This window comes from Mesorhizobium kamtschaticum, from assembly GCF_056174585.1.
This window is the reverse complement of record NZ_CM149691.1, coordinates 4,299,195-4,319,302: the sequence shown is the minus strand read 5'-3', so window position 1 is coordinate 4,319,302 and position 20,108 is coordinate 4,299,195. Positions and strand designations below refer to the sequence as shown.

Sequence of the window (20,108 nt, the reverse complement as noted above, 5' to 3'; positions counted from 1 at the left end):
TCTCACAGATCGACGACGCCGCGCTTGCGCAGCAGGATCCACAGGAAGAATGGCGCGCCTGCGATCGCGGTGACGATGCCGATCGGCAATTCCGCCGGCGCCACGATGGTGCGGGCGACCGCATCCGCCAACAGCAGCAGCGAGGCCCCGAGCAGCGCCGAGGCCGGCAGCAAATAGCGATTGTCCGGACCGATCAGCAGGCGCAGCAGATGCGGCACGACGATGCCGACGAAGCCGATGCCGCCACTGACGGCGACGGATGCACCGACCGCAGCCGAGACACCGATGATGGCCGTGTATTTCAGCCGCTGCACCGGTATGCCGAGATGGCCGGCGGTCGCCTCGCCCAGCGCCAGCGCGTTGAGGCCCCGCGCGAGGAACGGCATCGCCGCCAGTGCCAATATGATGATCGGCCCAACGGAACCGATCTTCTGCCAGGTTGCGCCACCGAGCGATCCCAATTGCCAGAAGGTCAGGTCGCGCAGCTGGCGATCGTCGGCCATGAAGATGAGAATGCCGGTCAGCGCCATGGCAAGGGCTGCCAGCGCGATGCCGGCCAGCAGCATGGTGGCGACCGAGGTTTGCCCGCGTCGCGTAGCGACCTGATAGAGCACCAGTGTCGTGGCAAGACCACCGAAGAAGGCCGCCAACGGCAGCGCGAGCGTGCCGAACAAGGCTGTCACCGGCGCCTGCACCGTGGTGCCAAGAACGATAACGGCGACCGCGCCGAGGCTGGAGCCGGCGGAAACGCCGATCAGGCCGGGATCGGCCAGCGGATTGCGGAACAGCCCCTGCATGACCGCGCCGGAGACCGCGAGCGCCGCGCCGACCAGCATGCCGAGGATGATGCGCGGCATGCGGATGTCGTAGACGATCAGACTGTCACGGGCGCTCAGCGCTGCATCACCCGGGACGGCTCCAAGCAGCCAGTCCTTGAGAACGTTGACGGCCGAAGCATCCGACGCCCCTGACGTGAGCGACAAAAGCGCGGCAGCCGCGAGCCCGAGGCACAACAGCAGGATGACGATGCGGGCGCGGCCCGAGCGGTCGCCTTCGGATGCATTCGCCATCACCTTCACCGGGCCGGCGATCGATTGGTCGACCATGATGCTTAGTCCGTGACTTCAGCGCCATAGAGCGAGACAGCGAGGTCGTGGATGGCTTCAGCCGTGCGTGGCCCGAAGCCGAGCAGATAGCCGCCATCGATGCGGATCAGCTTGCGCGCGGTTCCGGCCGGCGTCGAGGCAACAGACGGATTGCCGAACAATTCGTCGTCCGACAATGGCGGTCCGGCATTGCTCATCATCAGGATCACATCGGGCCTGGCGGTGACGATCGCCTCGTCGGAGATCTGCTTGTAGCCGGAAAAGCCTTCAACGGCATTGACCCCACCCGCGAGCTTGACCATGCCGTCGGCCGCGGTATCGCCGCCGGCCGCCAGGATCTTGCCGCCCTGTATCGACAGCACGAACAGGATACGCTTGCGCTCCTTGATCGACGCCGTCTGTTTTTCCGCAGCGGTGAGCTTGGCATCGAGCTCCTTGGCCAAGACCTCGGCCTTGGCATCGACGCCCAGTGCCTTGCCGACGATGCGGACCTTATCGAGGATGCCTTCGTGACTATAATGCTCAGGCACTTCGACGAACGGAACGCTGCTCTTCTTCAGCACATCGACGGCTTCCTTGGGACCGCTGCCGTGCAGCGCCAGGATGCCGGTCGGATTGACCGACAGCACACCTTCCGGCGACAGCGCGCGCATATAGCCGACATCGGGCAGGTCGAACGCCGCCTTCGGATAGCGGCTGCTGGAGTCGCGCGCCACCAGATGTTTCTCCTCGCCAAGCGCATAAACGATCTCGGTGATCGAACCGCCTATGGCGACGATCTTCGAGGTGTCCGTGAAAATCGAGACGCCTTCGGTGGCGGCAGCCGGCTGCAGCATGGCGAAAACGAGGGAAAGGCCGACCATTGCGCCACGCGTGGTCGGCGATTTCGAAAGAAAAGACATCGTTTGTTCCTCAGGCTGCCGTCGGGTTCGGGATGCGCGGCAGGTTCTCGGCCAGGAAGCGCCAATCGTCGCGCTCGCTTTCGCCTTCGTGGCGCTTGCCGAAGAACTGGATGATCATCTCGCCGTCGGCGGCGTAGACCTCGAGCGAGGTGACATGGCCGTCCTTGGTCGGCTTGCGCACTGCCCAGACTTCATGGATGTGGTCCGTGCGCAGGTGCAGATGGAAGGTCTCGTCCAGCACATTGATCCACGGCCCCATCGGCTTGATCGACTTGACCGGTCCGGAATGGATCTGGATGCAGCCGCGGTTGCCGACGAAGCACATGATCGGCATCTCGCCTTCGGCGGCGTGATGGAACATGGCGCGGACCGCGTCATTGTCGAGCAGCCAGGCATAGTCCGTGCCGACCATGCGCACCGCCTGGCGGCGGCTGAGCTTCAGCGTTTTCAGCATGCCGAAGAACTGGTGCACGTCGGTCAGCCGGCTCCAGCGGTCGCGCAGATCGTCAAGGTTGGCGGTCGTCGCCGTGGCCTCGCCCTCATCGTCGGAGAATGGCCCAGCAATGGCGACTGTCGGTTCCTGGTTGGACGATTCCAGCGAGGCGACCAGCTTCTGGTAGGCATAGAGGCTGGAAGTTGGGCGCAGATGCACCTTGTGCACCGCCTCGCCTGCCGCGTCGAAGAATTGCAGGCTGCGGCGGATGTCGTCGCCGTCGCGCTTCTCCACGGCGAAGCCGTGTGCCCAGACCTTTGGGAAGATGCGCAGGTCGATATTCTCGCCAAGCACCATGGCATTGTGGTTACCGGTGACAACCTTGTCGTAAACGCCGATCTTTTCGTGCACCGCACTTTCGTTGCGGGTCAGCGCCATCACCTCGCCGACGGCCTCGAGACCGGTCAAGAGATCGTTGACGCGCGGCTCGACGCGGATGACGCCGTCGCCGCAATGCGCGGCGACCAACTCGGCTTCCGAAATGCCGAGTTGGGCGGCCAGGTCACGCTCGCGCGTTTTCGGATTTTCCGTCCGTGCCCGCCGGATTTCATGCGGGGCGGGTTTTACGCGCTGGTCCATGTCTCGTCCCTACTGCCTTGCCTTACTTGTTGAGAATGAGCTTGCCCTGACGGGTGATCTTCAGCCGGTAGAGCGCGCCATGATGCTCGATGCCGATCTCGTGCTCGCCCTGGAACAGCGTGTTGCTGGACAATGTCCTGACCGCAAGCGGAACCCGGTCGAAGCGGGTGACGGGGGCCTCGTCGGAACGGCGGACGCGGTAGCGAAAGTCATTGGGATTGTGCGTGTTCATCTGGGTCGATCCCTTTCCTGTGCCGGGCGTCTGGCTAGGCGTTGCGAAGATCCGATTTATTTCTTGACTTGAATAATCATGTTTATTAGTCAGTGCAATACCGGATTAAATGAGTCAACATTTAACACGCCGGACACGATCAAAAATGCCAGCGAGCCACGGGCCAGCCAGCACGAAACCTGGAATCTGGAGTTGGGGCATGGGGTTGTTGGTGAACTGGGAATGGCGCGGCCGGTCGGCGGCGAACGGTGTGGCGGCTTTTTTGGCAAGCGTGGCGGCGATCGCCCTGTCCGCGCCATCGGCGCATGCCCAGCAAGTAACGCAGCCGGCGGGCGAGCAGACGGATCAATCGAAGAAGGCTGACCAGGAGAAGGCAGCCCCCGCGGGTGCGACGCTGCTCGACAAGATCCTGGTGCTCAGCCGCACCGGGGAGACGGCGATCGAATCGCTGGCCTCGGCCAGCCATCTCGACAAGGAACAGCTCGACCGCCGCATGGCGACGACACCCAACGAGATGCTGTTCGGCGTGCCCGGTGTCGCAGCACAGGCCGACGCCAGGCGCGTCAGCACCAGCATCAACATTCGCGGCCTGCAGGATTTCGGCCGCGTCGCGGTCATCGTCGACGGCGCGCGCCAGGATTTCCAGCGCTCCGACCATGGCACGCAGTCGACCTTCTACATCGATCCCGAGCTCATCAAATCCGTCGACGTAATCCGCGGTCCTGTCGCCAACACCTATGGTTCGGGCGCCATCGGCGGCGTCGTCTTCTTCGACACCAAGGACGCCGCGGACTTCCTCAAGCCGGAGGAAACATGGGGCGCTTCGGTAACCGGACGCTATGAGAGCAACGGCAAGGGCTGGACCACCAGCGCCACCGGCGCCTACCGTTTCAATGAAAACTGGGATGCGCTCGGCAACATCGTCTACCGCAATTACGATAACTACAAGGATGGCGGCGGCGACAGCGTCAACGGCACCGGCTTCGACGTCTTGAGCGGCCTGCTCAAGACCACCATCCGTCCGACCGACAACAGCGAGCTGAAGCTCGGCTGGGTCGGCTCAAGCGACAGCTGGGACGAAACCAGCGGCGGCATCCCGGTCAATGACGTCGACCTGAAGTCGAACACCTTCACGGCCCGTTACAACATCACCGACGAAGACAAGAGCTGGCTCGATCTCCACATCAACACCTCGTACAACAAGACCAATCTCGACCTGACCAGCCTTGTTCCGCAAAACCGCTTCGATCCGGTCACAGGTCTTCCGGTGGTGCTGCCAACCGGCTCGACGTCGACTTTCGATGTCGGCACGGCCGCAATCGACATCTGGAACACCTCCCGATTCGAGACCGGTGGGGTTGCGCACGAATTGACCTATGGCGGCGACTGGGTGAATGACGACGTCAAGACTGGTGGCACCGCCGGTGGCGACAGTTTCTACACGCCGTCGGGCAAGCGGAATGTGTCCGGCGCCTATGTCCAGGACAAGCTCACCTGGGACTGGCTCGAGGTGATCGCCGGGCTGCGTTACGACAGCTACAGCCTTAAGGATGACACCCACCATACATCGGGCGAGCGGTTGTCGCCGCGCATCACCGTCGGCGTCTCGCCCTTCGACAACGCCAGCCTTGCCGGCTTGCAATTCTATGGCACTTACGCGGAGGGCTACCGTTCGCCCTCGCTGACGGAGACGCTGATCAGCGGCAACCATCCGGCGGGCGTCACTTTTCCATTCCTGCCCAATCCAAACCTGCGGCCTGAGACCGGCAAGACGACCGAATTCGGCATCAACTACAAGCAGAACGATATATTGGAGGCTGGCGACGCACTCCGCATCAAGGCGGCATATTTCAACAACGACGTCGACGACTACATCGAAGGCGTGACATTGTCGCCGTTCGCCCCAGGCAGTGGTTGCCCGTTCGGCCCCGGCATTCCGATCTGCTATCAGTACCAGAATTTCGCCAAGGCCAAGATCCACGGCTTTGAGTTTGAAAGCGTCTACGACGCCGGATGGGGCTATGCCGGGCTTTCGGCATCCATCACCAATGGCCACACCATTTCCTACAAGGGTGTGGAAGCCGATCTCGCCACAATCCCCTCCTCGCAGGTCACCGCCCAACTCGGCCTGCGTTTCCTCGAGGACAAGCTGACCGTCGGCGGCGAGGTGCAATACAACGGCAAGCCGAAGGGCAATGCGGTGGCCGAGGACTACACGCTGGTCAATGCCTTCGCCAGCTATCAGGCGACCGACAATCTGAAGGTCGATTTCCGCGCCGACAATCTGTTCGACGTCAAATACGCCAACCCGCTGAACGGCACCACGACAGTCGCGGTCTACGAGCCGGGCATAACGCTGAAGCTGGCGGCAACAATGCGATTTGGAGGCTGATGATTATGACGAGCTTGACGACATCTCTTCGTCTGCTGACCTCGACGCTGGCGATGTCGCTTGCGATGGTTCCGGCGTGGGCTGAAGGGTCCGCGCCGGTCCCTGCGCTGACCCTGGAGCTTAATGCCGCGCAACCTTCCGACAAGGGCTGCCGGCTGACCTTCCTGGTCAACAACAATCTCGGCGCCGACCTCTCCAAGGCGGCGTTCGAGATCGCCCTGTTCAACGAGACCGGCATCGTCGACCGGCTGACCGTGCTCGACTTCAAGGACCTGCCGGCAGGCAAGACCAAGGTGACGCGCTTTGATCTCGCCGGCAGCGACTGCGCCAAGATCAGCCGCGTGCTGATCAACAGCGCGACGGAATGCGCCGGCTCCGGCGTCGAACCGGCGGCCTGCATGCGCAAGCTGAAGACGGACACCAAGACCGGCATCGCTTTCGGCGTCTGAGAACGGCGTTGGGACTGCATCCCGCATTCACGCGAAATACCGTGGCCTGGCCAATGGCCGGCCACGGGTCGCTGACACCAGGAGCAAACGATCTTGATTTGACTTTTGCCCGCTGGTCGCTGCAATTTCCGGCCCGCGACATGCAGGAAATCAGTCCCTTCCCCGACGCCGGCAGCGAGCTGGCGATAGCGCCGGCCGAACCGCTTGCAGTCGCACGGCCAGCGGCCTTTAGCGGCAAATGGCCCACAGCCATCGTCGTCTCCGGCCTGCTCCATGCCGCAGCGGCGGCATTCTTTCTGATCTCCCCTTCCGGCACATTCAATTCCAGGGATGCGGTGCAATCGGAAGGCAGCGATCAGACCGGAGATAAGGTGGCCGGCAGCGCGTTGGACAAGGATCCGGCGGCAATCAATGTCACGCTGGAGCCGACACCGCGGCCGGCCAAACCACAGCCCGCTAAGGCAGCCAGGCCGGTGCAGCCGACAAAACCTTCGCAGCCTGTACAGGAAGCCGTGAACCACGCTCCCGAGCCTACCCGGGAAGTAGTCAAGCCGCTGCCCAAGCCCCTGCCGGAAGCTGTCAAACAGCCAGATATACTGGTGGCGGCGACCCCGCGCTCCGATGGCCAAAGCGTGGCCGCCAAAGCCGAAACGCCGGCACAGCCGAGCACCCAGGCCGAAACCATCGAAACGCCTGTCGCTGTCCCAGAGCAACCGCCAATCCCAAGCGCCAGGCCAACGCCGGCGGCGGTCCCTTCAAAAGCAGTGGCCGAGAAGCGCGGCACCGCTGACGGCCAGGACCGGCTGGCTCAGGCGGCCAGCAAGGGCAAAAAACAAGAAGAACCAGGCAGTGCCGCGGAAGATAGCTACCGCGGCGACGTGATCAGAAAGCTCAGCCGTGTCAATCGAGCCGTCCCGCCCTCCCTGCAACTGACCGCGCGAAACAATGCCGTTGTGACATTCGTTATCAGCAGCAAACGCGGCATTGATGACCTGCGTATCCTGGAAAGGTCCGGATCGCCAAACTTCGACCAGATCGTGCTTGGCATCGTTCGCAAGGCAGCCCCCTTCCCGCCCATCCCGCCCAAAATCGGCAGCAGCCTGGAGTTCACCGGCGCCATTGGACCGTTTTGAATGTCCCGCGTCCGAACCATTGGAAATCCCAGCAATCCATTGATTTTAAAAGGAAACACCATGTACATCGCCATGAACCGCTTCAAGGTGCAGAACGGCTCGGAGGACGATTTCGAGGCCGTCTGGAAAAACCGCGATTCCAGCCTCGCCGAGATGAAGGGTTTTCGGGAATTCCATCTGCTGCGCGGCCCGGTCAACGAGACCGAAGGCTACACGCTGTTTGCCTCGCACACGGTGTGGGCAAGCCAGGACGATTTCGTCGCCTGGACCAAGTCAGAGAATTTCCGCGCCGCGCACAGGAATGTCGGCACGACCAAGGTCCACTATCTCGGTCATCCGCAATTCGAAGGCTTTTCCGTCGTCGAAGGCGCCTGACGCGGCTTTGCCGGAGCAAATGCAAGGACCTCCCTCGTCACGATCGCGTGGAACCGCGCCCACCCAGCCGACGCAGCCACTGGGCAATGTGCAAGCGCAGCCACTGCCAGGGCCTTCTCCGGGTCAGGTATCGCATTAGCCGCGGATCGTCGGCCAGCTCCCTGAACTGACGCACATGCTGCGTCAGGAATGCGGGTATGAATTTGCGCCCGTTGACATCACTGAGCCAGGCTGAGTTCTCCAGCACATAGTCGACGACATCCGCCGCCAATGTGCTCCTGTAGGTCCGGTAGGCAGGCGTTTGCCGCACATGGCCGCCGGCAAAGCCAGTGCCGGTGGAGGACAGGTTCGACCCGTGCAGGCGATAGAGGCCGAGGCCTTCGGACAAGATGAGGCTGCCGCCGGCCAGATGTGCGCATGTGGCCGTCAGATAATCCGTCCCCACCTTGGCCTTGAACGGGAAGGACAGGACCGATTCCAGCGCGCCACGCCGGTACATGATCGCCGAGCATGGTGACCATAGCCAGCCGGTTGTCGCGGGCGTGAAATAGGTCACCGGATGCTCCGATGCGTAGGCAATCCCGGACGCTATGCCGGCAAGCTGGCCACCAGGCGCGATGGCGACGCCATTGCCATCGGGCCTGGAGCGGGGTTTGCGCAGGGGAAGGAAAGTGCCGCTCAGCAAGGTGCCGCTGCCATCGACCAGGAACACATCGGAGCTCGACAGCGCGGCCGAATGCGTTGCGTTGAGGTGGGCAGACAGGTGCGCCAGGAGAAAATCCGGCAGCCACGCATCGTCGGCATCGAGAAACACCACGAAAGGCGCGTCGGTCGCGGCAAAGCCATCGCGGAATCCCGCGATCTGCCCGCCATTTTGTGAGCGCGCCAGCAGGCGCAGGCGCGGATCGTCAATGGCTGCCAGAAGCTGGCGGATATGGTCGGCCGAACCGTCGGTCGAGGCGTCGTCGACAATGACGCAGTCCCAGTTCCGGTAGGTTTGCGCCAACACCGAGCGGATCGCCTGTTCGACGTAAGGCCGGTAATTGTAGCAGGTGATGATCACCGCCACGCAAGGCAGCTCAAACGGTGGGGACTTGTCGTTCATCTGATCGGTCGCCCCGCTCGAATTGCCGCCCATGCTTATCCCCGGCAACTCGACACAAAGCAAGCGAGGCGGACCTGCTTATGCCGCAGCCAGAAGGCTGGCATTGCCGCCGGCCGCGGTCGTGTCGACGCAGACGGCCCGCTCATGCGCATAGGCCGCCGGGTTGAGCACCTCGCTGACCAGCGGCACGATCGGGCCAGTCCTGTCGGCGATGACCTTGCGCACGATGCGTGCGGCTTCCGGTGTGCCTGAAAAAGCGACGACATCGACGCGCAACGAGCGCGCCTCGACCGGATCAGGCCGGCCGTCTATAGCAGCCAATGGCAAGCCCTTGCCGGTCAATGCGGAGAGTGCGGCCGGTGCACCCGGTGCAACGGCGAGCACTGCATTGCCGGCGGCGAGCGCCTGGATCGTCTGGGCAAGCAGCGTGTCGCCGTCGGGGCCGAGACACAGCACGCGGCCGCGCGGCGACAGCGACAGCGTATTGGCCTCGCCGGTCGGCCCGGGCAGGTCGACCTGACCGAAATCGATTGCAGCGGCGGCGCCAATGGCGGCAGCGCCCTTGCCGCGCAGATGTTTCCTCAGGATCGCAATTCGATCCGGCCGCGTCGACCAGCCGCCCAGCGTTGGATCGGGCAGATTGTCGGCCAGCTCGGTCGCCGTCACCTTGTGGCCCTCGGCAATCTCGGTACCAGCTTCGGGCCCCTTGCGGAAACGCCGGAGATAGTGCGGGCCGCCGGCCTTCGGCCCGGTGCCCGACAGCCCCTCGCCGCCAAATGGCTGCGATCCGACCACCGCACCGATCTGGTTGCGGTTAACATAGATGTTGCCGGCATGGATGCCGTCGACGAAATGCTGGACGCGGCCTTCGATACGGGTGTGCAGGCCGAAGGTCAGGCCATAGCCCTTGCGGTTGATGGCGGCGATGACCGCATCGATCTCATCGGCGTCGAAGGTGGCGACATGCAGCACCGGCCCGAACACTTCGCGGTCCATCTCCTCGATGCCCTTGACCCGGAAGACATGCGGCGCGACGAAGCGGCCGTCCTTCGGCGCCTCGAGCTTGGCGATCAGCCGGCCCTCGAGGCCCCTCTTCGTGCAATAGTCGCGGATCGAGGCCTGTGCCTCATCATCGATGACCGGACCGACATCGGTCGAAATCTGCCAGGGATCGCCAATGTTGAGCGCCTCCATGGCGCCCTTCAGCATCTCCAGCATCTTCTTCTCGACGTCCTTCTGCACATAGAGCACGCGCAGCGCCGAGCAGCGCTGGCCCGCACTCTGGAAGGCCGAGGCCAGGATGTCGCGCACCGCCTGTTCGGGCAGCGCGGTGGAATCGACGATCATCGCGTTGAGGCCGCCGGTCTCGGCGATCAGCATCGCGTCCGGCGCAGCCGTCTCGGCCAGCTGTTTCTCGATGAGCTTGGCGACCTCGGTCGAGCCGGTGAAGCAGACGCCGGCAATGCGCGGATCAGCGGTTAGCGGGCCACCGACCGAGGGGCCGTCGCCGGGCAGCAGCTGGATGACGTCTTCCGGTACGCCGGCCTCGCGCAACAGCTCGACGGCGCGGAAGGCGATCAGCGGCGTCTGCTCGGCCGGCTTGGCGATGACCGAATTGCCGGTGACGAGTGCCGCCGCGATCTGGCCGGTGAAGATGGCGAGCGGGAAATTCCATGGCGAGATGCAGACGATGGCGCCACGCGCCTGCGTGCCGGCTTCGTTGTTGGCCGCTTCGGCAGCGTAGTAGCGCAAGAAGTCGACGGCCTCGCGCACTTCGGCCACGCCATCGGCCAGTGATTTTCCGGCTTCGCGGGTGGCCAGCGCAAAGAACTCGACGGCGTTGGCTTCATAGAGATCGGCGGCGCGGTCGAGGATGGCGGCACGCTCGGCAACCGGACGTTTTGCCCAGGCGGGCTGTGCCTCCACGGCGAAGCGTACGGCGGTCGCCACCTGCTTGGCGGCGGCCTCGCTGACCGTGCCGACCACGTCCGAAGGCTTGGCTGGGTTGACGACCGGGCGCTGCTTGCCATAGCCGGCGGCGCGCGTGATCGGCTTGGCATGCCAGCGATCTGGTCCGGCAAAGGCCGCTCTGGCCTTGTCGATTGCCGCCAGCGTCACCGTATCGGTGATGTCGAATCCTCTGGAGTTGCGGCGGCCGGAGCCAAAGATCTGGGACGGCCGGGCAATCGCCGGATTGGCGGCGGGCCCCTGGTCCTGGACCGTTTCGAGCGGATCGCGGGCAATATCCTCCGGCTCGACATCCTCGTCGGTCAGTTGGTGCACGAAAGAGGAATTGGCGCCGTTCTCCAGCAGCCGCCGGACAAGATAGGCCAGCAGATCGGAATGCGCGCCGACCGGCGCATAGATGCGGCAGCGCGTGCGTTCGGCCTGGCGCACCGTCTCGTGCAGCGCCTCGCCCATGCCATGCAGGCGCTGGAACTCGAAGGAGTCGCGATTTCCGGCCATCGACAGGATGGCGGCGACGGTATGGGCGTTGTGGGTGGCGAATTGCGGATAGATACGATCGGTCATGCCAAGCAGTTTCTTGGCGCAAGCTATATAGGAAACGTCGGTGTTCGCCTTGCGGGTAAAGACGGGATAACCCGTGAGCCCCAGCGTCTGGGCCCGCTTGATCTCGGTGTCCCAATAGGCGCCCTTGACCAGCCGGACCATGATGGTGCGGTCGTACTTCTTGGCCAGCGCATAGAGCCAGTCGATGACGAAGGCGGCACGCGGCCCATAGGCCTGCACCACGACGCCGAAACCGTTCCAGCCAGCAAGCTCCGGCTCGGCCAGCACCCGCTCGATGACGTCGAGCGACAGATCGAGGCGGTCGGCCTCTTCGGCGTCGATGTTGAGGCCCATGCGCGAATGCCTGGCTGCGAGCGCCAGCGACAGCAACCGCTCGGCCATGACGGGCAGCATCTCTTCCTTCTGCGCCACCTCGTAGCGCGGATGCAGCGCCGAGAGCTTGACCGAGATACCGTGGTTCTGACGGATGTCTGGGCCGTTGGAACCCGAGTTCAGCGAGGAAATGGCGTCGGCATAGGCCTTGAGGTACCGCAAAGCGTCGGCCTCGGTGCGGGCCGCCTCACCCAGCATGTCGAAGGAATAGAGATAACCCTTCTGCGTCATCGGCCGGCCGCGCTTGACGGCTTCGGCGATGGTGCGGCCGAGCACGAACTGTTCGCCCATCTCGCGCATGGCGGCGGCCACCGCCTTGCGGATGACCGGCTCGCCCAGCCTGCGCACCATCGAGCGCAGCGTGCCTTCGATGCCGCCCTCGCCCTCGTCCAGCACACGGCCGGTCAGCATCAGCGCCCAGGTCGAGGCGTTGACGAAGATCGAACTGGAACCGCCGGAATGCGCCGACCAGTCGTGCGGCGCGATCTTGTCGGCGATCAAATCGTCCATCGTCTCGGTGTCCGGCACGCGCAGCAGCGCCTCGGCCAGGCACATCAGCGCCACGCCTTCCTTGGTCGACAGGCCGTAGGCGGAGAGAAGACTTCCATCAGCCGGGGATCGGACGAGCCGCGCACCGCCCGCACCAGATCGGCGGCTCGCGCCGAGATCGCATCGCGATCCCCGGCCGAAAGCCCTGTCGCCGCGGCCAGCCGCTTCACGGCCTCGTCTTCGTCAGGCAAATAGTTGGCGCGGATCTGCTGGCGGATGGTGTCGAGTGGCATGGCGGATCCTGTGGAGCGAGCATCAGGGAGCGGGCCGGCGGTCACCGGACCGAATGGCGCAAACTAGCACAGGCGCGGATTTCAGTCGGTCCAAAGAAATCGACATTGCAGGCCATTTGATCCATCATGGTGGCACAAGATCGACGAATGGACTGCCTTTTCGATGGCCGAAGACCAATTGGACCGCATCGACCGGAACATCCTGGCGGCGCTGGCAAGCGACGGCCGGCTTTCCATGTCCGAACTGGCGGCAAAGGTCGGCCTGTCGAAGACGCCGGTGCAGGCGCGGGTCAAGCGGCTGGAGAAGGACGGCTATATCAGGGGCTACCAGGCGATCATCGACCGCGAGCGCATGGGCGAAGGCCATGTCGCCTTCGTGCAGGTGAAATTGTCCGACACCCGTTCCGCGGCGCTCGACGCCTTCAACCGGTCCGTCCAGAACGTGCCGGAGATCGAGCAGTGCCACATGATGGCGTCGAGCTTCGACTATCTGCTGAAGGTCCGCACCAAGGACATCGCCGCCTACCGCCGCGTTCTGGGCGAGCGTATCTCGGCGCTTCCGCATGTCGCCCAGACCTCGACCTTCGTGGCGATGGAGACGGTGAAGGATCGATAAGTCATTCCGCCAAAGTCTTCAAAAACGCCACCAGCGCAGCGCGTTCGCGATCCGATAGCTGCAACGGGTGGATTTCGGATACCCCCTCCACGCTGGGTGCAGCCTTGGCGTAATGCGCCACCACCTCGTCGAGCGACGAAAACTGCCCTGCATGCATGTAGGGCGGTCGCGTTGCCGCACCGCGCAACGACGGCGTCTTGTAAGCGCGGATCAGTTGCGGCGCATCCTTGACCATGAAACGCAGCTCGCCGCAGGCACTGACGTCGCCATCGCGATAGGCGCCGAAGCAGTTGAACGGATCGGCTTCGACCTGTGCCACCGCGTCGATGCGACCACGATCCGGCGGCAGGTCCGCGACGGGCGGCACGCCGGTGTTGTGAAAACTGTTGTCGGTGAAGCGCGGGCCGTTGTGGCAGGTCACGCAATTGGCCTTGCCGATGAACAGTTTCAGCCCAAGGATTTCTTCGCGCGTAAAAACCGCATCGCCCTTCGGTTCGGCGCCAGTGGCGAGGTCCAGCGCAAAGCGGTCGAAGCGCGTCTGCGCCGGCTCGATCGAGCGTTCGAAGGCGGCAATCGCCTTGCCGATATTGGCATAGACGCCGTTGATCGCGTCACGCTGCGCGCCGCTCATCGCGTTCCAGGCCGCCTTCTCGGCATCGGTTCCAAGCGGACTGGCATTTGCTGGCATGCCGGCAAAGTCGGGCAGCGGCCCGAAGATGCGCTCATAGCGCTCGCCAAAGCGCGTCTTCATGTAGTGTGCATAGGCGGTGCGGTTTCCAGCCTGCTCCAGCGGGTTTTCGAGCGGCGTCAGCGCTTGCGCCCACAGGCTGTCGCGGCGGCCGTCCCAGAAGAACCAGGGGTCACGCGCCACGCCCGCCAATGCCATTGTGCGGCGGTTGGTGCGGCCGACGCCGACGGCTTGCGGCAGGTCGTCCTGGAACTGGCGGTCGATCTTGTGACAGGTCGAGCAGGACACCGTGCCATCGCGGCTCATGCCCAGATCGAAGAACAGCGTCGAGCCAAGCGCGGCTGCCGCCGGCAAGTCGGCGAAGCGGTTGGTGGTGTCGGGCTTCAACGACGGCAGCGTGTTCAACGCCAGCGAGGCGATGGTCTTCTTCTCGGCGTCGGAGAAATCCGGCTTGCCGCAGCCGACGAGGATGACAGCGACCATCAGCGCCAGAAAGCAGAAAAGGCGCTTCATCGATCGCTCACAGCACCACGTTGAACAGCACTGTGTCGGAGCCGGCGCCGGACGAGATGGCGAAACGAAGTTGCCACCAGCCGCTCATCGTGAACTTGACCCCTTCGATCCGGTAGCGTCCGTCGCCCAGGTAATCGGTGACCTGCGGGCTGGTCGGCAGGCCGTGATTGTGTTGCGGCATACCGCCTGAGATCGCGATCGCGGCTCCTTCCACCGGCGCGCCGGCCTTTGTCTTCAAGGTCAGCAGCCAGGATTGCAATTCGCCCTGCCGCACAACGCCCCGTTCCGGCGAAAAACTTGCCACGAACAGCCCATTGTCGCTGTTCCTCGTGCGCGAAACATCCGGGCCGACGGACTGAGCCGATTGCGGCGCCGTCAGATAGACGACCGCAAGGATGCCGACCAGCAAGGCAGCCAGACCAAGACCCGCCAGGAGATAACGCCATAATGATGCCAAACCGGTTCCTCTTCTGCGGACAACGCTCTGCCGGGTGGATCGCATCCCGCCAGCCCTGAGAAAACGCTGTGGCGCAAAAATGCCTGCTTGCCAAGCATGGCGCTGCCGCCGGCAAAAAGCTACAGGACCGAAATCACTGGAGGATTGCAGATGGCGGGAAACGGCGTCGCCTCGATCGGCGAATGCATGCTCGAACTGTCGGGCCAGACCGGCCCGAACTGGCGCATGGGTTTTGCCGGCGACACGTTCAACACGCTGTGGGCGCTGCATGCGTTGAGCGGCGGCCGGCCGGCCACCTACGTCTCGGCCTTCGGCGACGATCCCTTCTCGCAGGGCCAGATCGGCTTCTTCGCCGAAAACGGTATCGGCGTCGGCTCCAGCCCGGTGATAGCGGGTGCAAGGCCTGGCCTTTACGCGATCACCCTGACCGGCGCCGAGCGCTCCTTCACCTACTGGCGCGGCGACGCCGCCGCCCGGCAGCTTGCCTCGGATCCCGCCGCACTGTCGAAAAGCCTGGAAAATCAGGCGCTTGTGTACTTTTCCGGAATCACTTTGGCAATTCTGGACGATGCCGCGCGCAAAACACTGCTGACGGCCGTGGCCAAGGCGCGGGCGGCGGGCTCGCTGATCGCCTTCGACCCCAACTACCGGCCACGGCTCTGGCGCCGGCGCGAGGACGCGCAAACGGCTATCGTCGAGGCGCTTGCCGTCACCGACATCGCACTGCCAACCTTCCCCGACGAGCAGATGCTGTTTGAGGATGCAACGCCGCAGGCGACCGCCGAGCGGCTTGGACAATGGGTCGGCGAGGTCGTCGTCAAGAACGGCGAGCAGCCGGCGCTGATTGCCGAAAGCGGGACACTGCACGACGTGCCGGCGATCCATGTCGCGGTCCCCGTCGACACCACCGGCGCCGGCGATTCCTTCAACGGCGGCTATCTGGCGGCGCGTCTTGCCGGTCATGGCCCGCAGGAAGCTGTCCGCCGAGCCCATCGCGTCGCCGCCGCCGTAGTGCAGGTTCGCGGCGCGCTGGCGCCGTTCGAGACGCTACGGGCAGCGTTCGCGGGATAACATCAAGGCAGACGGAAGCGGTATTCCGTCACATGATGGTAGATCGCGCCCGACCACAGCGTTGCTTGCGGGAAATAGGGCCGGTTCGGCGCATCCGGCCATATTTGCGGCTCCAGGCAGAAGCCGGAAAACGCCTTGTAGTCCCGCCCTTCCAGCCCTTTGCGCGGCGTCACATACTGTCCGGTGTAGAGCTGGACGCCGGGTTCCGTGGTCCAGACCTCCATCTCGACGCCGGAACTGGCTCCTTGCGCCCACGCCGCTTGCCGCAACGGCCCGCGCGCCGAGGCAAGGCAGAAATTCTGGTCGTAGGGCAGTTGCTCGCCCTCTGTCTCCATGCGCAATGGCCGCGCCTGGCGAAAGTCGAAAGGCGTGCCGTCAACCGGCTTGACCACGCCGGTCGGGATCATGTCGCCGTCGACAGGCAGATAGGCGCCAGCATTCAGCATCATCCTGTGGTCGAGAATGTCGCCGGCGCCGCCATCGTCGAGGTTGAAATAGGAATGCTGGCTGAGATTGCACAGCGTCGGCTCCTCGCAGGTCGCCGTCAGCTCGACGCTTAGCGTGCCGGGGATCTTCAGCCGGTAGGTGCAGGTGACGTCGAGTGCGCCGGGAAAACCCATCGTGCCGTCGGGATCGTGCAGCGTCAGCGTGACAAAGTCCCTGCCGTGCAAAGAAACTGTCCACGGCCGATGCGAATAGCCTTGCGAGCCGCCATGCAGCGTGTGCTTTTCGAGGAAGTTTTGTTCGGTCTGGTAGCGATTGCCGGCGATGGTAAAACGGCCATCATGGATGCGATTGGCGTAGCGACCGACGACCGCGCCAAAGAACGTGTTATTGGTCTCATAGGCTTCCAGATTGTCGTAGCCGAGCACCAGCGGCGCATCGTGCCCGGTCAGGCGCAAATCCTGGATGACAGCACCGAGCCCGATGATGTTGGCAGTGATACCGCCGCCCCTGATGGTGAAGCGGCGCACCGCCTCGCCCGCCTGCGTCGTGCCGAAAACCTCGCCGTCCTTCATCGCCATGCCCGCAAATGCCAGTTGATCCAGAGGACTTCGGCTGGTTTCCCATAAGAGATGGGCAGGCGATTGGCCTGCCCATCTCAAGAGCAGTCTATCAGAGGCCGAGGCCGCCGATGCAGACATATTTGGTATCGAGATAGTCCTCGATGCCTTGATGTCCGCCTTCCTTGCCAAGGCCCGATTCCTTGACGCCGCCGAACGGCGCCTCGGGCGTGGTGATGAGGCCTTCATTGACGCCGACCATGCCGTATTTCAGCCCTTCCATGACGCGGAAGGCGCGACCGAGGTCGCCGGTGTAGAAATAGCAGGCGAGGCCGAATTCGGTGTCGTTGGCGAGCGCGATTGCTTCCGCTTCGGTCTCGAACTTGAACACCGGAGCGACCGGGCCAAAGATCTCTTCCTTCATGAACCGCATCTTGGGCGTCGCGTTGGCGATGACCGTCGGCTGGAAGAACGAACCGCCCAGTGCATGGCGCTTGCCGCCGGCGACGATCTTGCCGCCTTTGGAAGTGGCGTCGGCAATCAGTTCCTCGACCTTCTCGACCGCCTTCTCGTCGATCAGCGGTCCCTGCTGGACGCCGTCTTCGAGGCCGGAACCGACCTTCAACCCGTTGCTGGCCGCGGCAAGCTTTTCGACGAACTTGTCATAGACGCCGGCCTGGACGAGGAAGCGGTTGGTGCAGACGCAGGTCTGGCCGGAGTTGCGGTACTTGGCGGTGATCGCGCCGGCGACGGCACGCTCGAGGTCGGCGTCGTCGAAGACAATGAATGGCGCATTGCCGCCGAGCTCCATCGACACTTTCTTGACGGTGACCGACGACTTCTGGATGAGCAGCTTGCCGACCTCGGTCGATCCGGTGAAGGTGATCTTCGACACCAGCGGGTTGGCGCAAATCTCATCGCCGATCTCGCTGGCCGAACCGGTCAGGATGTTGACGACGCCCTTGGGGAAGCCGACTTCCTCGGCAAGCGCGCCCCAGGCAAGACCCGAGTACGGCGTCTGCGAGGCCGGCTTGACGACGGCGGTGCAGCCGGCGGCGAGAGCCGGGCCGAGCTTGCGGGCCAGCATCGAGGACGGGAAATTCCACGGCGTGATGGCGGCGATAACGCCGACCGGTTCCTTGGTCACCAGGATGCGGCGGTCCGCCCATGGCGACGGCACGACGTCGCCATAGGTGCGGCGGCCTTCCTCGGCGAACCACAGAATGTAGGCCGCGGCAGAGCCGATCTCGCCCTTCGATTCGAACAGCGACTTGCCCTGCTCGATGGTCAAGAGCTCGGCCAGCACGTCCTGATTGTCCATCATCGCGTCATGCAGCTTGCGCAGCAGCTTCGAGCGCTCGAGCGCGGTCGTCTTGCGCCAGGTCTTGAAGGCGGCGTCCGCGGCCTCGATGGCGCGGCGGGTCTCGGCCTTGCCCGACTTCGGCACGGTGCCGATCTTGAGGCCGGTAGCCGGGTTGTTGACGTCGACCGTCTGGCCGCTGTCGGCCTGCACCCATTCACCGTTGATGAGATTGGCCTGCCGCATGAAATGGCTGGTTTTCTGAAGCATGGTCTAGCCTCCGCTCGGCGCACTGACGGGCCGGTATCTGGATTTTCTTCGATGGACGTGCCCGATGGTATCGAGGCCGGGACACTGGAGCCAGTGCTCTTTACCTAGGGCAAGCCACGCAATCAATTGCAAGATGGCATATAGGCTTTGGGCCAGCGCGAAACCAGCCGAGACGAACTGGAGCAATTCCAGGAAAAGTGTGAAGCGGTTTTCCGTCCGGAATTGCGTTAAAACAAGAGCTAGAGCGGTTCGCCGTTTCCGTGAAACGGTGAACTGCTCTAGCAGGCTGTTGAAGAAGTCCACTTGCGGGCGACGAAGTCTGCTTCGTCACCGCCATGGAAGCAGATTTGTCCACTGATGGAGCCGTCTGGTTGGATTTCGGCCCAGCCATTGCCTTGGGCTTCGTCCATTTCGTCATTGCCTTGCCAGGAGAAGGCGGCATTGTTGCCGTCGCCCGCGCCGAAGATCTGCCCAGTGACGCAGCCGAAGGCGAATTCGCCGGAGCCGTCGGCCGCGAACTCAATGTAGGCGGCCTCCATCATGTCGCGATAGTTCTCGACATAGTCGGGCATCGCGACGATCCGCCAGCGGCCGGTGAGGCTCATATCGGCGCTGCCAGCAGCTTGGGCAAGCGGATCAGATTGTAGGCCGCCAGGTTCAAGGTGAAGGCCGCGCCCACACGGGCGCATCCTCGCAGCTTGACTTTGGCCATGCCGGCCGAGGCCTTGATCCAACCGAACACCTCCTCAATCCGCTTGCGGCGGCGCTGGCTGACCGCATAGCCGGCGTGGCGACGCGTGCGGCCATCGACCGCCGTCACGCGAGGCTTGCCGGTTTTGCTCAGATGGCCGTCGACGGCGATATGCGGCGTGACCTTGCGCTCGCGCAGATCCTTGATGAAAGCGCGCACGTCATACGCCTTGTCCGCACCCAGTGTGATGCGCCGCCGCGACGGTCTGCGATCCAACATGGCGAGCGCGGCATCACGTTCGCCCGTACCTGTCGCTTGGGTAATGCCGCCATCGACCGCCAGCCCATGACGGTTCTCCATCAGCGCATGCCCCATGTAGCAGAGCTTCGCCGGCTGCCCGTCGCCCTTCTTGTAGAGCCGTGCCTGCGGGTCGCTCGTGCTCTGATGTGTGTCGTTGGAGCGCTTCTCCTTGTGGAAGCCGCGCTCGGCGTTACGGCCCGCTCCATCCGGGTCGTTGTCGTCCCCGTCCTTGCGGCGGAAGCTCTTGATCGAAGCCCAGGCCTCGATCAGCGTCCCATCCACCGAGAAGTGGTCCGACGACAAAAGCCGCTTCACCTTTGGCTGAGCAAGCACCGCGCGCAGAAACTTTGCCGCGATCTCACCTTCCAGCAGCCGATCCCGGTTCTTGGTGAAGCTCGAATGATCCCAGGCCGGCTCGTCTACACCAAGCCCCACGAACCAGCGGAACAGAAGATCAAACTCCATCCGCTCCATCAACTGACGCTCCGAGCGAATGCCGTAGAAGGCCTGCAGCAGCATCGCACGCAGCAAACGTTCCGGCGCGATCGACGGGCGGCCGAGTCCGGGCGGATAAAGCACCGCAAAATCGCCGTCCATCTCCACAAGAGCGGCGTTCACGATCTCTCGTATCACCCGCAGCGGATGGTCGCGGCGAACCCGCGCCTCAAGGTCGACATACGAAAACAGCGAACCTGTCCGTTCGTCTGAGCCGCGCATCCACAAATCCCCAAATCATCCGGGGAGCA

At 63.7% G+C, this 20,108-nt stretch carries 17 protein-coding genes and 1 pseudogene; 6 read left to right on the top strand and 12 right to left on the bottom strand.

Translation table 11 applies throughout. From position 1 onward, the window contains the following. Positions 1–2: 2 nt before the first annotated feature. From AC0V7N_RS21285 to hemP, 4 genes are read right to left on the bottom strand one after another with little or no spacing between them, the layout of a single operon-like run. On the bottom strand, positions 3–1,106 hold the full coding sequence (locus AC0V7N_RS21285) for a FecCD family ABC transporter permease (RefSeq protein ID WP_475450370.1): 1,104 nt from the start codon (positions 1,104–1,106) through the stop codon (positions 3–5). Positions 1,107–1,111: 5 nt separating this feature from the next. After that, positions 1,112–2,008 carry a heme/hemin ABC transporter substrate-binding protein gene (locus AC0V7N_RS21280; protein ID WP_475450369.1) on the bottom strand — a complete coding sequence of 299 codons (897 nt, stop codon included), beginning with the start codon at positions 2,006–2,008 and terminating at the stop codon, positions 1,112–1,114. 10 nt (positions 2,009–2,018) lie between these two features. After that, positions 2,019–3,080 (bottom strand): hemin-degrading factor, encoded by a 1,062-nt coding sequence (locus AC0V7N_RS21275; RefSeq protein ID WP_475450368.1) that lies wholly within the window; start codon positions 3,078–3,080, stop codon positions 2,019–2,021. Between the two features lie 22 nt (positions 3,081–3,102). Further along, positions 3,103–3,312, bottom strand: a complete 210-nt coding sequence (hemP, locus tag AC0V7N_RS21270; RefSeq protein WP_027043821.1) for a hemin uptake protein HemP — start codon at positions 3,310–3,312, stop codon at positions 3,103–3,105. A gap of 199 nt (positions 3,313–3,511) precedes the next feature. Between hemP and AC0V7N_RS21265 the strand changes: the two genes are divergently transcribed. The 4 genes from AC0V7N_RS21265 to hmuQ are packed head-to-tail and all read left to right on the top strand — an operon-like array spanning position 3,512 to position 7,661. Next, positions 3,512–5,704, top strand: coding sequence for a TonB-dependent hemoglobin/transferrin/lactoferrin family receptor (locus tag AC0V7N_RS21265; RefSeq protein WP_475450367.1), 2,193 nt, complete (start codon positions 3,512–3,514; stop codon positions 5,702–5,704). 5 nt (positions 5,705–5,709) lie between these two features. Further along, the gene (locus AC0V7N_RS21260) at positions 5,710–6,153 is read left to right on the top strand and encodes a hypothetical protein (RefSeq protein ID WP_475450366.1); all 444 of its coding nucleotides are present in this window, start codon (positions 5,710–5,712) and stop codon (positions 6,151–6,153) included. A gap of 8 nt (positions 6,154–6,161) precedes the next feature. Beyond that, entirely contained in the window at positions 6,162–7,286 is a 1,125-nt protein-coding gene (locus AC0V7N_RS21255) for an energy transducer TonB family protein (RefSeq protein ID WP_475450365.1), read from the top strand. 60 nt (positions 7,287–7,346) lie between these two features. After that, positions 7,347–7,661, top strand: coding sequence for a heme-degrading protein HmuQ (hmuQ, locus tag AC0V7N_RS21250; RefSeq protein WP_475450364.1), 315 nt, complete (start codon positions 7,347–7,349; stop codon positions 7,659–7,661). Positions 7,662–7,698: 37 nt separating this feature from the next. Here hmuQ and AC0V7N_RS21245 read toward each other — a convergent pair whose 3' ends face one another. Continuing rightward, positions 7,699–8,799 (bottom strand): glycosyltransferase, encoded by a 1,101-nt coding sequence (locus AC0V7N_RS21245; protein ID WP_475450363.1) that lies wholly within the window; start codon positions 8,797–8,799, stop codon positions 7,699–7,701. Between the two features lie 45 nt (positions 8,800–8,844). Further along, positions 8,845–12,452 (bottom strand): annotated as a pseudogene (gene putA / locus AC0V7N_RS21240) (bifunctional proline dehydrogenase/L-glutamate gamma-semialdehyde dehydrogenase PutA). A gap of 163 nt (positions 12,453–12,615) precedes the next feature. On the opposite strand from putA, the gene AC0V7N_RS21235 reads away from it, so the two are divergent. After that, entirely contained in the window at positions 12,616–13,068 is a 453-nt protein-coding gene (locus tag AC0V7N_RS21235) for an Lrp/AsnC family transcriptional regulator (protein WP_475450362.1), read from the top strand. 1 nt (position 13,069) lies between these two features. Here the strand turns inward: AC0V7N_RS21235 and AC0V7N_RS21230 are convergent, their stop codons facing one another. Both AC0V7N_RS21230 and AC0V7N_RS21225 read right to left on the bottom strand, forming a co-directional pair. After that, complete coding sequence (locus AC0V7N_RS21230) at positions 13,070–14,269, bottom strand: cytochrome-c peroxidase (protein WP_475450361.1); 1,200 nt, start codon at positions 14,267–14,269, stop codon at positions 13,070–13,072. Positions 14,270–14,276: 7 nt separating this feature from the next. After that, positions 14,277–14,726, bottom strand: coding sequence for a FixH family protein (locus AC0V7N_RS21225; protein WP_496627225.1), 450 nt, complete (start codon positions 14,724–14,726; stop codon positions 14,277–14,279). A 150-nt stretch (positions 14,727–14,876) separates the two neighbouring features. Here AC0V7N_RS21225 and AC0V7N_RS21220 point away from each other — a divergent pair, with 150 nt between their 5' ends. Beyond that, positions 14,877–15,797, top strand: coding sequence for a sugar kinase (locus AC0V7N_RS21220; RefSeq protein WP_475450359.1), 921 nt, complete (start codon positions 14,877–14,879; stop codon positions 15,795–15,797). A 2-nt stretch (positions 15,798–15,799) separates the two neighbouring features. Here AC0V7N_RS21220 and AC0V7N_RS21215 read toward each other — a convergent pair whose 3' ends face one another. The 4 genes from AC0V7N_RS21215 to AC0V7N_RS21200 all read right to left on the bottom strand — a co-directional run bounded on the left by AC0V7N_RS21215 (position 15,800) and on the right by AC0V7N_RS21200 (position 20,079). Continuing rightward, positions 15,800–16,822 (bottom strand): aldose epimerase family protein, encoded by a 1,023-nt coding sequence (locus tag AC0V7N_RS21215; protein WP_475450358.1) that lies wholly within the window; start codon positions 16,820–16,822, stop codon positions 15,800–15,802. A gap of 91 nt (positions 16,823–16,913) precedes the next feature. Beyond that, positions 16,914–18,371: an NAD-dependent succinate-semialdehyde dehydrogenase gene (locus AC0V7N_RS21210; protein ID WP_475450357.1), complete on the bottom strand. Its 1,458-nt coding sequence runs from the start codon at positions 18,369–18,371 to the stop codon at positions 16,914–16,916. A gap of 278 nt (positions 18,372–18,649) precedes the next feature. After that, positions 18,650–18,976 carry a hypothetical protein gene (locus AC0V7N_RS21205; RefSeq protein ID WP_475451542.1) on the bottom strand — a complete coding sequence of 109 codons (327 nt, stop codon included), beginning with the start codon at positions 18,974–18,976 and terminating at the stop codon, positions 18,650–18,652. Next, positions 18,973–20,079, bottom strand: coding sequence for an IS5 family transposase (locus AC0V7N_RS21200; protein ID WP_475450046.1), 1,107 nt, complete (start codon positions 20,077–20,079; stop codon positions 18,973–18,975). Before AC0V7N_RS21200 ends, AC0V7N_RS21205 begins: the two co-directional genes overlap by 4 nt. Between the last annotated feature and the right edge of the window lie 29 nt (positions 20,080–20,108).